The 13,953-nt window shown below is 46.8% G+C and carries 11 protein-coding genes; 9 read left to right on the top strand and 2 right to left on the bottom strand.

The window, feature by feature from the left end:
• Positions 1–19 precede the first annotated feature (19 nt).
• From AVZ68_RS16480 to xylB, 3 genes are all read left to right on the top strand, one after another.
• Positions 20–1,024: a Gfo/Idh/MocA family protein gene (locus AVZ68_RS16480; protein WP_059105672.1), complete on the top strand. Its 1,005-nt coding sequence runs from the start codon at positions 20–22 to the stop codon at positions 1,022–1,024.
• Positions 1,025–1,308: 284 nt separating this feature from the next.
• Positions 1,309–2,634 carry a xylose isomerase gene (xylA, locus tag AVZ68_RS16475; RefSeq protein WP_059105671.1) on the top strand — a complete coding sequence of 442 codons (1,326 nt, stop codon included), beginning with the start codon at positions 1,309–1,311 and terminating at the stop codon, positions 2,632–2,634.
• A gap of 14 nt (positions 2,635–2,648) precedes the next feature.
• Positions 2,649–4,148: a xylulokinase gene (gene xylB / locus AVZ68_RS16470; protein ID WP_059105670.1), complete on the top strand. Its 1,500-nt coding sequence runs from the start codon at positions 2,649–2,651 to the stop codon at positions 4,146–4,148.
• 60 nt (positions 4,149–4,208) lie between these two features.
• Here the strand turns inward: xylB and AVZ68_RS16465 are convergent, their stop codons facing one another.
• Complete coding sequence (locus AVZ68_RS16465) at positions 4,209–5,384, bottom strand: ROK family transcriptional regulator (protein ID WP_245628162.1); 1,176 nt, start codon at positions 5,382–5,384, stop codon at positions 4,209–4,211.
• Between the two features lie 463 nt (positions 5,385–5,847).
• On the opposite strand from AVZ68_RS16465, the gene AVZ68_RS16460 reads away from it, so the two are divergent.
• The 3 genes from AVZ68_RS16460 to AVZ68_RS16450 are packed head-to-tail and all read left to right on the top strand — an operon-like array spanning position 5,848 to position 8,808.
• A complete protein-coding gene (locus AVZ68_RS16460) occupies positions 5,848–6,498 on the top strand; it encodes a ThuA domain-containing protein (protein ID WP_059105669.1) in 651 nt (216 codons plus the stop codon).
• A gap of 31 nt (positions 6,499–6,529) precedes the next feature.
• A complete protein-coding gene (locus AVZ68_RS16455; protein ID WP_059105668.1) occupies positions 6,530–7,642 on the top strand; it encodes a Gfo/Idh/MocA family protein in 1,113 nt (370 codons plus the stop codon).
• The gene (locus AVZ68_RS16450) at positions 7,639–8,808 is read left to right on the top strand and encodes a Gfo/Idh/MocA family protein (protein WP_059105667.1); all 1,170 of its coding nucleotides are present in this window, start codon (positions 7,639–7,641) and stop codon (positions 8,806–8,808) included. Before AVZ68_RS16455 ends, AVZ68_RS16450 begins: the two co-directional genes overlap by 4 nt.
• A 32-nt stretch (positions 8,809–8,840) precedes the next feature.
• Here the strand turns inward: AVZ68_RS16450 and AVZ68_RS16445 are convergent, their stop codons facing one another.
• Complete coding sequence (locus AVZ68_RS16445) at positions 8,841–9,923, bottom strand: tyrosine-type recombinase/integrase (protein WP_059105666.1); 1,083 nt, start codon at positions 9,921–9,923, stop codon at positions 8,841–8,843.
• A gap of 332 nt (positions 9,924–10,255) precedes the next feature.
• Here AVZ68_RS16445 and fadH point away from each other — a divergent pair, with 332 nt between their 5' ends.
• From fadH to AVZ68_RS16430, 3 genes are all read left to right on the top strand, one after another.
• Positions 10,256–11,044 carry a 2,4-dienoyl-CoA reductase gene (gene fadH / locus AVZ68_RS16440; protein ID WP_059105695.1) on the top strand — a complete coding sequence of 263 codons (789 nt, stop codon included), beginning with the start codon at positions 10,256–10,258 and terminating at the stop codon, positions 11,042–11,044.
• Positions 11,045–11,284: 240 nt separating this feature from the next.
• Positions 11,285–12,313: an ABC transporter ATP-binding protein gene (locus tag AVZ68_RS16435; protein ID WP_059105694.1), complete on the top strand. Its 1,029-nt coding sequence runs from the start codon at positions 11,285–11,287 to the stop codon at positions 12,311–12,313.
• A gap of 101 nt (positions 12,314–12,414) precedes the next feature.
• The gene (locus tag AVZ68_RS16430; protein WP_059105665.1) at positions 12,415–13,950 is read left to right on the top strand and encodes an ABC transporter permease/substrate-binding protein; all 1,536 of its coding nucleotides are present in this window, start codon (positions 12,415–12,417) and stop codon (positions 13,948–13,950) included.
• Positions 13,951–13,953 lie beyond the last annotated feature (3 nt).

The raw sequence follows: 13,953 nt of genomic DNA, 5'->3' as shown, positions 1-13,953 counted from the left end.
AAAAAATAAGGGGGTATTTATGGAAAATCCATTGAAAGTAATACAAGTAGGTGTGGGAGGGTTTGGTCTTTCGTGGTTTGAATTGATTCAGACATATGAGGGTGTTGAGGTTGTCGCGGTAGTGGATCAGCTAGACGGCAGTCTAGAAGCAGCGAAACATCGAGCAACAAACCAAGTACAAACGTTTAAAGGATTGGAAGAGGCTCTAGAGGTTGTTGAAGCAGACTTTATTCTAATTGTGACACCTCCTTCGACCCATGCATCTTTGGCAAAACTTGCGATTAAACATGGGCTCCATGTAATGATGGAAAAGCCGCTCACGAACACACTAGAAGAGGGGAGGCGCTTGTTGGCATTTACGAAAAAACATCCGAAAAAAGTTATGATCAGCCAAAACTACCGTTGGAACTCGCAAATTCAAACGGTTAAAGAGTTGTTGATACAAGGAGCCATCGGTGAGGTTGAATATGGCGATTACTACTTTAATAAAGCGACCCGATTTGGCGGGTGGAGGGATGAGTACGAGAACATTTTATTACAAGACATGTCAATCCACCATTTTGATATCCTCCGCTATTTACTAGAAAAGGAAGTCACAGAAATAACAGCGACGAGCTTTCGCCCTTCGTGGAGCTGGTTTAAAGGAATGCCGCACGCCAATGTGAATCTTATGTTTGAACAAGAGATACGAGTAAGCTATACGGGAAGATGGGCCGGAAAAGGAAGAAAAACGCCTTGGAATGGCGAACTGCGTCTTGTTGGAAAAAAAGGAGCAATTGAGTTGGTTGATGACCGCGTCTTTCTCTATGATGACGAAGATGATAAACCGAAGGAGGTGCCTATAAAAACAAGAGAATTAACGGATCGGCTAGTCTCTTTGGAATTATTCATACATTCCATTCTCAAAGACACTATCCCGCCAACATCAATCGAAGATAATATAAAAAGCATTGAGTTAACAGCTGCGGCGATCGCTGCAGCAAAAACGGGCGAAAAAGTCGTGCTGAGCCATCATTTACAATAGACGTCTATTTAGGTACACAAGGGAGCGAAATATGAAGAAAAAAGGGGTGTCACGTGCTTAATCCCGCTGTTTACAGCGGGATTAAGCACGAGTCAGCTTCTAAGGAACAGACGACATTAACAGGGTGGGACAGACGGGACAGAGTTTTTAGTTATTAAGCCAATACAAAGTATGTGGAAGAACTTCCTTCATTCCCCCAATCTTTTCATTGACGCCCTTCCTAAAAATAAGCTAATCTTAGTTTAGATAATAAACAAACCAATCAAAGAGAGAGGCTGAGACCAATGAGTTATTTTCCAACTGTGAACCAAATTGCTTATGAAGGACCAAAGTCAGCGAACCCTTTTGCCTTTAAATTTTACAATCCTGAAGAAACGATTCACGGAAAAACATTGGAAGAAACCCTTCGTTTCAGCATTGCCTATTGGCACACGTTTACAGAAGACTTATCTGACCCATTTGGCGTTGGTACAGCTCTTCGTCCGTGGGGGCACTACAAAGGGATGGACCTTGCAAAAGCGCGTGTGGAAGCGGCTTTTGAATTTTTTGAGAAGCTGAACGTTCCTTACTTTTGCTTTCACGATGTTGATATTGCTCCAGAAGGAAAAAACCTTAACGAAACATACGATAACCTAGACGTTATTGTGGCCATGATGAAAGACTATATGAAAGATAGCAAAACAAAGCTGCTTTGGAATACAGCCAATAATTTTACAAATCCGCGTTTTGTAAGCGGTGCCGCATCTTCAAATAATGCCGATGTCTTTGCGTATTCAGCAGCAAAAGTGAAAAAAGGGTTGGAAATCGGCAAAGAATTAGGCGGTGAGAACTATGTGTTCTGGGGCGGACGCGAAGGGTATGAATCGCTTTTGAATACAGATTTAAAACTGGAAATGGATAATCTCGGCAGGTTCTTCCGTATGGCTGTTGATTATGCAAAGGAAATTGGATTTGATGCGCAGTTCCTAATCGAGCCTAAACCGAAAGAGCCGACCACACATCAATATGACTTCGATGTTGCCACGGGTTATGCGTTCTTGCAGAACTATGGATTGCAAGATCAATTTAAATTCAACATTGAAGCCAACCACGCAACGCTTGCCGGCCATACATTTGAACATGAGCTCCGTTATGCACGAATTCACAATATGCTTGGTTCCGTTGATGCCAACCAAGGAGATCCGCTTCTTGGCTGGGATACGGATGAATTTCCGACTGATTTGTACTCAACAACACTTGCGATGTATGAAATCCTGAAAAATGGCGGGCTTGGTCGTGGTGGATTGAACTTTGATGCGAAAGTGCGCAGAGGCTCCTTTGAGTCAGATGATTTATTCCTTGCTCATATTGCGGGAATGGACAGCTTTGCCATTGGCTTAAGAGTCGCACAAAACATGATTAATGATGGTGTGCTTGATGAAGTTGTTAAGGAGCGTTACCAAAGCTACAGTGCAGGCATCGGTCTTGAGATTGTGGAAGGAAAGACAGACTTCCGCAAGCTGGAAGAGCATGCATTAAGCCTTGGTGAGATTAAAAACCGTTCTGGACGGGTAGAGCGCATTAAGGCAACGATTAATCAATATCTATTGAACGCCTATGCGGGAAACTAGGGGGCGAGGGCACGATGAAATACGTCATAGGAATTGATCTGGGCACAAGCGCCGTAAAGCTACTTTTGGTCAGCCAAACAGGGGAAGTCGTTCAAGAAACGGCGAAGGACTTGCCGTTGATGCAAGTGAAGTCAGGCTACAGCGAACAAGATCCCAATGATTGGATGGAACAGACGGTTGCTGGGCTTACTGAGCTGATCGAGGCATTTGAAGGCGACCCTGCTGAAATTGAAGGCATGAGTTTTTCTGGACAGATGCACGGGCTGGTGCTGCTTGATGAACAGGAGGAAGTCCTGCGGCCAGCGATTCTTTGGAACGACACGCGTACGACCGAACAATGCAAACAGATTTATGAAGAGATGGGCGCTAAACGCCTTCACCAACTGGCAAAAAACCCTGCACTTGAAGGGTTCACGCTGCCGAAGTTGCTCTGGGTCAAGGAGCATGAACCGGAAATCTATGAAAAAGCAGCGACGTTTGTACTGCCGAAAGATTATCTTCGTTTAAAGCTGGCTGGCACGCTTCACATGGATTTATCCGATGCTGCAGGCACGCTTTTGCTTGATATTACCAGGCAAGAGTGGAGCAAGGAACTATGCCGTATGTTTGAAATTGATGAATCTCTCTGCCCTCCACTCGTAGAATCACATGCAGACATCGGTCTTGTGAAGGAAGAGATTGCTCTGGCAACAGGGCTCTCTCCCTCTACTCGACTTTTTGCGGGAGGGGCGGATAACGCATGCGGAGCAATCGGAGCCGGCATTTTAGAAGAAGGCAAAACCCTTTGCAGCATTGGCACATCTGGGGTTGTTCTCTCTTATGAAACAAATGGAGACAAAGATTACCAAGGCAAGGTGCATTATTTTAACCACGGGGCACCAGATGCTTATTATACAATGGGGGTGACACTGGCCGCTGGATATAGTCTTAGCTGGTTTAAAAACGTATTTGCCAAAAAGGAAGAGTTCAGTACGCTTCTTGCCGATGTGGATTCTGTTCCCCCCGGCTCTGGCGGACTGTTGTTTACGCCTTACCTTGCTGGAGAGCGGACGCCTCATGCTGATGCGGCCATCCGTGCAAGTTTTATTGGCGCTGACGGCAGTCATGAACGAAGGCATTTTGTCCGTGCGGTGCTCGAAGGCATTACTTTTTCCTTAAAGGAATCGCTGGAACTATTCCGTAGCCAAGGCAAAGACATCACTGAAATTGTTTCCATTGGCGGCGGTGTTAAAAACAAAGCGTGGCTGCAGATGCAAGCGGATATTTTTAACGCAAAAATGATTAAGCTTGCCAGTGAGCAAGGGCCCGGAATGGGGGCAGCGATGCTTGCTGCTTATGGTTGTGGCTGGTTTGAATCACTGAAAGCCTGTGCGGATGCCTTTTTGCAAGAAGAGGCGCTCTATCATCCTGATCCAGAACGAGTAGCTGTCTATGAAACATTATTTGAGCTCTATCGCCAAGTGTATCCAGCTACTGCTGAATTGAACAAACAGCTTGCGGCTTTCCGGTTGTGAACGGAAGGCGGTAAAGATCTCCGTAATTAAAAAAGCGATCTGCTTGGGCAGTTCGCTTTTCTAGCTTATCGAAAAATTAATGCGGTGGCTGTTTAAAAATTGTTCAATAACAAATGACGCCCCGCCGAGAACGCTGGATGTTTGCCCAAGTTCAGAAAATAAAATGGAAGTAGCATTCTGCTGATAGGAAGGGAGCTGTTTTGTAAGGACATCAAGAATTGGGTTAAGTAAAAAGTCTTTTAACAATGAAAAGCGATTTCCAATAATAATGGCTTCGGGGTTCATCGTATGCATAATCGATATAAGGCCGACTCCGAGCGAATGGCCAACTGACGCTAAAACATTCAGCACTTGCGGATTTTGAGCATTGGCTTTAGCGAGTATTTCTTCAAAACGAATGGCTTTCATCCCTAGTTTAGAAGCAGCTGTTTCCAAAAGAATGTTCTCAGAACAATAAAGCTCCCAACATCCTTTGTTGCCACACCTACAGCGCTTGCCATTAAGGTCGATAGACATATGGCCAAATTCACCGGCATACCCCTTCCCGCCTTTGAAAATCTGTTCGTTAATAATTTGCCCTGTTCCAATACCTACACTTATGCTCACATAAGCGAGATTGGAGAAGGCCTTTCCGGCCCCATACAATTTTTCTCCATAGGCCCCTGCATTCGCTTCATTTTCAACGACAACAGGAATTTGAAACGTTTGCTCGAGAGGTGTTTTTAAATCGACATCTTCCCAGCCTAGATTTGGTGCAAGCAGAATTTTCCCATCTGATTCAATAATGCCAGGGACCCCAATGGCGATGCCGCAAATGCCATAAGGACTTGCAGGCGCCTTTTTAATAAGGGTGTGTATGAGAGATTCTGTCTCTGTCAGAACGTTTTTAAAAGCTCGGCTGGTCAATTGAGTCGATTCTTGAAAAAGAATTTTCCCAGATAAATCAGTAAGAACGCCAATAAGACTGTTTACCCCGATGTCAATGCTGACGGCATAGCTCGCTGCTTGATTATAATAGAGAAGCACTGGTTTTCTTCCTCCGCTTGAATGACCGGTGCCAATTTCATAGACAAATTGGGCATCAATGAGTTGCGAAACCAGCGTAGAGACCGTAGCTTTATTAAGTCCGCTTTTTTTGGCAATTTCCGCTCTGGAAATCGGATGGTGCGTCTTTATAAGGCGAAAAACGGTGGATTTATTAAAGTCTTTCATTAGTTCGTGGTCAACAATGGGCACAAGTTACACCTTCTATCTTTGTTTAATACTTAAACAGTATAACCGATAAAAAGCGTTGACAACAACTTCTGAGGGAAGTAAAATTGGGTTAACTTAGTTTGTATTTAAAACAAAGTAGACGGTTGAACTCAAAAGGCAATTTTGTCAAATTAACTTATGAATAACATCAGCTCGGGTGTAAAAAGATGCGTTGGACATTTGAATCAGTAAAAATTTTAAAATCGGAGTTCTCCCAATGATGCGAAAATGTCTGGTTAATGAAATGTTGAAACTAAACATGGTTGTTAACGCCATCGTGTATTCATTCCGAAAAATGAATGCGCTATCATTAATGGAATGATTCATACAAAATCTTATTTACCGGTTACGTCTATGTTTCTTGCTAGCCGCCAAACCATAACGCCGGATGGGCAGGATCAGTGAAAGGTTAGTAGAAGAACGATGATAGAAGGAGTGGATTCTTGTGAAGAAAGCATTGCTATTTCAAGGTGGCTGGGAAGGCCATGAGCCAGAAGAGGTGGCCCAATTATTAGAACAAATGTTGCTGCGTGAAGGCTTTGAAGTGAAAGTAACGGACCATTTGGGCGTTCTAACTGAGGATGAGCTTGGCGAATACGATTTGATTGTGCCGAATTGGACACAGGGGACGGTTGAAGAAGAGCAATTAAAGGCGCTAATGACGGCAGTGGAGAACGGCACCGGACTTGCTGGTTTGCATGGAGGCATGGGGGATTCCTTTCGCATGGCGACGGACTATCAATTCATGGTTGGAGGGCAGTGGGTAGCTCATCCAGGCAACGATGGCGTGCGCCATACGGTGGAAATTAAAGATTCAAACCACCCTCTTACAGAAGGGATGGGAAATTTTGAGGTAGCATCAGAACAGTATTATATGCATGTGGATCCAGCAGTGACCGTGCATGCAACGACAAGGTTTCCTGTAGCCGAAGGCCCACATACGAGCAATGGCTCGGTTGATATGCCGGTGGTATGGACAAAAAAGTGGGGAAAAGGGAACGTCTACTATTGTTCACTGGGCCATGTTGCAGAAATTGTGCGTATGCCAGAGGTGACGAAGCTCATGCAAAAAGGCATGGTTTGGGCTGCAAGATAAAGTAAATTTCTATCCAAGGAGACAAACACTTATGGAACCAATTAAAGTAGGAATCATCGGTTGTGGCAATATCAGTTCGATTTATTTAGAGAATGCGAGCCGCTTCTCTTCATTTTCAATTGAAGCTGTCGCTGACATTAATAGAGGCCGGGCAGAACAGCAGGCCGAGAAGTATGGCATTGACCGTGTACTCTCGGTAGAAGAGTTGATTAGGGACGAGGAGATCGAGCTTGTATTGAACTTGACGATTCCGGCTGTCCATGCGGAAATTGCGCTAGCGGCTCTCTCGGCAGGCAAACACGTCTACGGCGAAAAGCCGCTTGCGATTACATTGGATGAGGGAAAGCAAATTCTAGAACTCGCAAAAGCAAAAGGGCTGCTTGTAGGAAATGCCCCAGATACCTTTTTAGGCGGTGCTCATCAAACGGCCCGAAGCATCATTGAAGCAGGAAGAATCGGCACCCCCATATCTGCTACCGCCTTTATGATGAATCATGGACATGAGCATTGGCATCCTGACCCGCATTTTTATTATCAAGAGGGAGCCGGTCCTATGTTTGATATGGGGCCTTACTACTTAACAGCACTTGTGAACATGATGGGTCCAGCAAAGAGAGTGACCGGTTCCACTGGTATGGCCTATCAGGAGCGACGTATTTCCAGTCAGCCGCTTGCGGGTGAAAGCATTATTGTGAAAACACCTACCCAAATCAATGGCATCATCGATTTTACTAGCGGAGCCGTTGCTTCCATTATTACTAGTTTTGACACATGGCATCATCGGTTGCCTCATATTGAAATATACGGAACAGAGGGGAGTCTGTCTGTACCCGATCCGAACCAATTTGGAGGAGACGTGTTCGTCCGTGGCGAAAAAGACGAGGAATGGAATTTTGTTCCTTCTCAGTATGGGCACACAGACAACAGCCGGGGGGTGGGACTAGCGGACATGGCAGCAGCGATTTTGGAAGGGCGCACGCCGAGAGCAAGCGGAGACCTCTCCTACCATGTACTAGAGATGATGCACGGCTTTCACTATGCTTCTGAGAGAGGCGAACATTACAAAATGACGAGCTCATGCACAAAACCGCAGATTTCTTTAAGAGAGGAAACGAGCAGTACCGGCCTGGAGGGAGACAAATGAAAACGGAGATACGTATCGGTTTAATTGGGTACCAATTTATGGGCAAGGCACATAGTCATGCCTATCGTGACATTCCGTTCTTTTTTGATACGGATGTGAAGCCGGTTTTGAAAGCGATTTGCGGGCGGAATGAAGAAGCCGTCCAACAGGCAGCGGAGCAAATGGGCTGGGAATCATACGAAACCGATTGGCGAGCGCTCATCGCCCGTGATGATATTGACGTCATTGACATTGTTACGCCAAACAACACCCATGCGGAGATGGCGATAGCCGCAGCAAAGGCGGGAAAGCATGTCATTACAGAAAAACCGCTTGCGATGAATGTAGAAGAAGCAATACGCATGCACGAAGCAGTCACGGAAAACAATGTCATTCATATGGTCTGTCACAACTACCGCTATGTACCGGCCATTCAGTATGCCAAACGATTAATTGCAGAGGGACGGATCGGGAAAATCTATCATTTTCGCGCCAACTATTTGCAAGATTTTATTATGAGTCCCGACTTTCCGCTTATTTGGAGACTGAATAAAGAGGTGTCCGGCTCTGGAGCTCTTGGCGACCTTGGCGCGCATAGCTTAGACTTAGCCCGCTTTCTAGTCGGGGAAATTTCTGAAGTCGTCGCAACAACAGAAACCTTTATTAAAGAGCGCCCAGTTGGCGCAATGACGGGCGGGTTAAGCGCAAAAGTTAAAGGAGAGGAAAAGGGAAGCGTCACTGTTGATGATGCGGTCGCGATTATCGCAAAGTTTGAAAATGGCGCATTGGGTACTTTGGAAGCAACCCGCTTTGCCGGGGGCAACCGTAACAGAAACCAGTTTGAGATTAACGGTGAAAGAGGCTCTGTACGCTGGAATATAGAGGATATGAATAAGCTGGAGCTGTACCTTGCTGACGATGAGGAAGGAATGCAAGGATTCAGGACCATTGATGTTACGGAGGAGTCCCATCCATATGTTGGTTCTTACTGGGCGGCTGGTCATATGATCGGATACGAACATACCTTTATCCATTTGCTCTATGAATTCTTGCAAGGCATAGCGAAGAACAGGCAGCCTGTACCTAATTTCGAGGATGGTGTTCAAAACCAAGCGGTACTGGCAGCAGTAGAGGCGTCAGCAAATGATGGCACTTGGAAGAGGGTCGCTGATTTGAAGTATAGCTAATAGGAAGAACGCTGAATAAAAAAAGAGCGGTTTTAGCTGGGAACCTCCCACCCCTCGACCGCTCTTCGCTTCGCCTTCTCTTGCACATGGGCATAGACCTGGGTCGTCGCAACGGACTCATGGCCAAGCAACTGCTGAATGGTGAGCACGTCGACGCCGTTTTTCACAAGCGCGGTCGCAAAGCTATGGCGTAACTTATGGGCAGTAATATTCTTTTCCGCAAGCGTAGGGCTCAGCTCCTGCGCTCTTTTAAGCTGGCGTTGAATCATTTTTTGCAGCGCGCTTACGGTAACAGAGGGGGTGTAGGTCTGGACTTTAAAATCAAAGCCGACAAACAAAGGGTCGTTCTTTTTTTGTGGTCGATGTTTTACAGGAATATTGTTTACATAATGTTTTATTACGTTAACTAGATCTTCTGGAAGGGGCAGGGTGCGTTCCTTATTTCCTTTTCCTGTAACACGCAGCTGCCGTGTTTCCATATCAAGCTGTTTGAGCGTGATCGACGCAAGCTCTGAAATGCGCAGACCTGTACGTGCGAGTGTAAACAGAACACAGTGATCGCGCCAGCCAAGGCGCTGATGGTAGCGCCGTTGTCGAGGGGAGAGTCCCTCCGCACTTTTCACAGCCTCCAGCAGTATCTTTAGTTCCGACGTACTTAAATAGACAGGATCCCGTTTGCCAAGCTTTGGTCGCCTCACACCGAGAACAGGGTTGGTGGGCGTGTCCCCGCGTTTGACGAGGAAAGCAAATAGTGACTGGAGCGCCGATAGTTTGCGGGCAATCGTACGAGGCTCGTTTTCAGCTTCAAGCGCCAGGTAGGTAACATAATGCTCAATCCCTTGTTGATTCAGCTCGGTGAAATCCGTCAGCTGGATTTCAGGAGTGGCGAATTCCTCGTCCGACAGCCGCTGCACATAGGTAAAGAAATCATGGTAGTCGTACAAATAACGCTGGATCGTTGCCACCGAGTAGCCAAGCGCAAGCAGGTTCTCTACAAAGTCTTGAATAAAGCGCGGCATCTCCTCAAATTTTCGAAGCGGCTTGGTTTTCTCGCTCTTCGACTCGCTAGAAGTTTGTATAGGGTTGGCCTCGTTTAATTTTGAAAATAAGGACACACTGTTCACCTCTCGTTTAGTTTAACGCAAAATCTACGTTCTGTGAAATGTTTATTTCATGGAACGTAGATTTTGCAGTGAAATGGCCTGTCCTCTACTTTGGGGTAAAGAAGAGCGGGGTTCCTTGATGACGCTAGGCGGAAGAAACGGGTCACGTCTCACTCCGAGCTTGAATAAATAGCTCTACACTGTTCCTAGGCCGGTGCGTTTCGCAGCACTTAGAAAATCCCCTTTGAGAACCCTTCCAAACTAGAGCTTTCTTCGGCATAATAGAGAAGAGGAGAACACTTGCGAGTAGAGTCAACATTCTGGTGAACGGGGGAATTTTGGTCATGACGAAACAAGTGATGATTGTGACAGGTGGCAGCAATGGAATGGGCAAGGCAATGGCACAGACGTTTGCGAAGGACGGGGCTTATGTAACGATTAGCGGGCGGGACGAAGAGCGTCTAAGGCAGGCTAAGCAGGAAATCGAGCAGTTTGAGGGACAAGTGCTCACGGTTCCAATGGATGTACGGGACCCAGAATTGGTGCAACGCATGGTCGATGAAACCATTGCTCAATTTGGAACGATCACCGGCCTTGTGAATAACGCTGCGGGAAACTTTTTAGTTCCGGCGGAAAAGCTGTCACAAAACGGTTGGAATTCGGTTATTGACATTGTCCTAAACGGTACCTGGCATGTGACACAGGCTGTAGGCAAGCACTGGATTGAGACGGAAACTAAAGGCTCTGTTGTCAACATCATTGCCACGTACGCCTGGACAGGCGGGCCTGGAGTGGTTCATTCCGCCAGCGCCAAGGCAGGGGTTCTGGCAATGACAAAGACGCTTGCGGTGGAGTGGGGGGCGAAGTATGGCATTCGTTTTAACGCCATTGCTCCTGGGCCGGTGGAAGGAACCGGTGGTGTCGATAAGTTGATTCAAAGTGAGCAGGCGCACAAGATGGCTCTTAAGAGTGTTCCTGTTGGACGCTTCGGACAGGTGGAGGAAATTGCGAGGCTTGCCTCGTACTTGCTGTCTGAGGAAGGGGCTTATATCAATGGATCGTGTGTCACCATTGATGGCGGTCAGTCGATTAGTCAGTCAGGCTTTCAAACAGGGGCGGCAGCCTTCTTATAAGGGGAAACTATTGGAGAACAGGCGAGCAAAGTCTGTTCTTTTTTGCCATTTTGCTCATGGCAAGGTTTCTTTTGTCATCCTTGGAAGCAAGCGGTGTACAAGCTCTCTAGAAGAGACGTTTTGAACGGTCAAGTTTTTGTCGAAAAGAGGCAGGTTATGCAATGAGAAAAGCGGGTACATACTATTATTGGTTGAATCTCATTGGCAATGAGAAGAAAGAGAATGAAAGGTGGGGGAGAGATGATTGTCTTTGACGGGGTCGCAAAAGAATTTGCGGACGGAACGCGCGCTGCCCATGACTTGCAATTTTCGATTGAGAAAGGCGAGTTTTTTGTCCTTATTGGGCCGAGCGGCTGTGGGAAGACAACGACGCTGAAAATGATCAATCGTCTGATTGAGCCAACAAGCGGGACGATCTCTATCAACGGCACAAATGCGGCCGAGCAGAACATCCACGCGCTGCGCTGGAATATCGGCTATGTGCTGCAACAAATCGCGCTGTTTCCGAACATGACGGTCGCGGAGAATATTGCCGTCGTGCCAGAGATGAAGAAATGGAATCAGAACCAGATTAAGGCGCGTGTGGACGAGCTATTAACACTCGTCGGAATGGCACCTGACAGCTTTCGAGACCGTATGCCAAACGATCTATCAGGAGGACAGCAGCAGCGCATCGGTGTTGCGCGTGCGCTTGCGGCAGATCCAGGTATTCTGCTGATGGACGAACCATTTAGTGCTCTCGATCCAATCACCCGAGAACAGCTGCAAAATGATATTAAAGACTTGCAGGAAACGATTCAAAAGACGATTGTCTTTGTGACCCACGATATCGACGAGGCCGCAAAGCTTGGGGATCGGCTCTGTTTAATGAAGGAAGGAAGCGTAGTTCAGATCGGCTCGGCAAGCGAGCTCCGCGATTCGCCAGCGTCTGACTTTGTAAGAGATTTTATCGGTTCCAGCGATAAGAGCATGGTTGCGTTAAAAGAAGTGATGGCCCCGAGCGAAGAAAGCAAATACGTGAAAAACGAGTGGGAGAGCGAGGAGCAGATGCTGCAATACGTAACCAACCATCAAAACGAACTGGTTCAAGCCATTTACAACGGTGTGATTCTCGATGACCCGTTGACATTGCCGCACTCCAGTTCGATCAAAGAGGCGTTCGCTGCATTGCAGTCCCAAGGGGTCCCAGCGATCCCTGTTCATGAACAAAACAAAATCATTGGCACGGTTTCCTATGAAGAGCTTGCGCGGTTGGCGGTCGATGCCTAGTTATGAATGTTCGCACGATCCTAGTGCATAGTAAGGGGGAGACCCTTTTTGCTAACATAGGATACCAAAATCAGTTTGGTGTAGCATAAAGGATGTATGAAATGAATGAATTTTGGGGCGCGTATATTGATTTGTTTCAAAATCGCTCGGATCTTCTGTTCGAATCACTTTGGCAACACTTGCAGCTATCTTTGATTTCGCTACTGATGGCCGTATTCATTGCGGTTCCCTTGGGAATCTTGCTGACACGCAAACAAAAAGCTGCAGAGTGGGTGATTGGTGTGGCTGCGGTTTTGCAGACGATTCCAAGCCTTGCACTCTTAGGGTTTTTGATTTTATTTGTAGGCATTGGCACAACACCAGCGATCATTGCTTTAACGGCGTATGCTCTTCTTCCAATACTCCGAAATACCTACACAGGCATAAAGGGTGTCGACGCCCACATTGTTGAAGCAGCAGATGGAATGGGGATGAACACTTACCGGCGGCTAATCAAAGTAGAGCTTCCTTTAGCGATGCCGACGATGATGGCTGGGGTTCGCACGTCAATGGTCCTGATTGTAGGCACTGCTACGCTTGCGGCTCTTGTTGGAGGAGGAGGTCTTGGCGATTTAATCATGACAGGCATTCAGCGTTCAAGCAATGAATACATTGTCTTTGGAGCGCTGCCGGCGGCGCTGCTTGCGCTTCTGTTTGATTTCGTCCTGCGCTTCACAGAGAAAAAGACCAATGGCACATCGTTTAAACCCATTTTATCGGTCATTCTGTTGGCGCTACTTGTAGTCGTTACACCAGCACTCATTCCGCAAGCGAGTGAGTCTGATCTATCGATTGGTGGAAAAAGAGAAGCCGAAGCAAGCATTGTCGCCAATATGTATAAGCTGCTTATCGAACAAGATACCGATCTTGAGGTGGAAGTGCTTGCACCACTCGGGGAAACAGATGTTAATTTCAATGCCTTGCAAGTTGGCGACATTGACATGTATCCTGAATTTAGCGGAACGATTCTTGCTGACCTCCTTTCCATCGACGAGTTTAGCTATGAGGAGCGAGAGTCCTACGAACAAGCGCGCGATTTGATTGAAGACGAGCATGGCTTTATCTATCTGGAGCCGATGGCTTATCAGAACACGAATGCGATCGCCGTACCGAGGGAGTTGGCTGAAGAGAACGACATCCAGACGATTTCTGATTTGCGGCAGGTGGCGGATGAATGGCGAGCGGGTTTCACGTTTGAATTCATGGACCGTGAAGATGGCTATGCTGGGTTTGAAGGCGCTTATGGATTTGAGCTGGAGAATGTTGAGTCTATGGATCTTTCGGCCGGTTACCGGGCGATTGAAAGCGGGGACTTGGAACTGGTGGACGTTTTTTCTACGGACCCCCAGCTTGTGGAAAATGATATGATCGTCCTTGAAGACGATGAAACGCTATTTCCACCCTACCAGGGGGCTCCGCTTGTTCGAGACGCTACATTAAGTCAACATCCGGAATTGGAGGAGATTTTGAACCAACTTGGTGGACGTGTAACGGAAGAAGAGATTACGGAGCTGAACTACCGGGTGGATATTGAGGATGAAAATCCGTATGATGTTGCCGAAGAATTTCTTCTTGAGCAAGGATTGCTCAATGACTAAACA

Origin of the sequence: Shouchella shacheensis (genome assembly GCF_001484965.1) — a bacterium.
GTDB classification, from domain to species: domain Bacteria; phylum Bacillota; class Bacilli; order Bacillales; family Bacillaceae_D; genus Shouchella; species Shouchella shacheensis.
This window is presented reverse-complemented; position numbering and strand designations above follow the sequence as displayed.

What these genes read in the sequence shown, in the direction of transcription:
- AVZ68_RS16480 (WP_059105672.1), top strand. Translation starts at nt 20, where the DNA reads ATGGAAAATCCATTGAAAGTAATACAAGTAGGTGTGGGAGGGTTTGGT.
- xylA (WP_059105671.1), top strand. Translation starts at nt 1,309, where the DNA reads ATGAGTTATTTTCCAACTGTGAACCAAATTGCTTATGAAGGACCAAAG.
- xylB (WP_059105670.1), top strand. Translation starts at nt 2,649, where the DNA reads ATGAAATACGTCATAGGAATTGATCTGGGCACAAGCGCCGTAAAGCTA.
- AVZ68_RS16455 (WP_059105668.1), top strand. Translation starts at nt 6,530, where the DNA reads ATGGAACCAATTAAAGTAGGAATCATCGGTTGTGGCAATATCAGTTCG.
- AVZ68_RS16450 (WP_059105667.1), top strand. Translation starts at nt 7,639, where the DNA reads ATGAAAACGGAGATACGTATCGGTTTAATTGGGTACCAATTTATGGGC.
- fadH (WP_059105695.1), top strand. Translation starts at nt 10,256, where the DNA reads ATGACGAAACAAGTGATGATTGTGACAGGTGGCAGCAATGGAATGGGC.
- AVZ68_RS16435 (WP_059105694.1), top strand. Translation starts at nt 11,285, where the DNA reads ATGATTGTCTTTGACGGGGTCGCAAAAGAATTTGCGGACGGAACGCGC.
- AVZ68_RS16430 (WP_059105665.1), top strand. Translation starts at nt 12,415, where the DNA reads ATGAATGAATTTTGGGGCGCGTATATTGATTTGTTTCAAAATCGCTCG.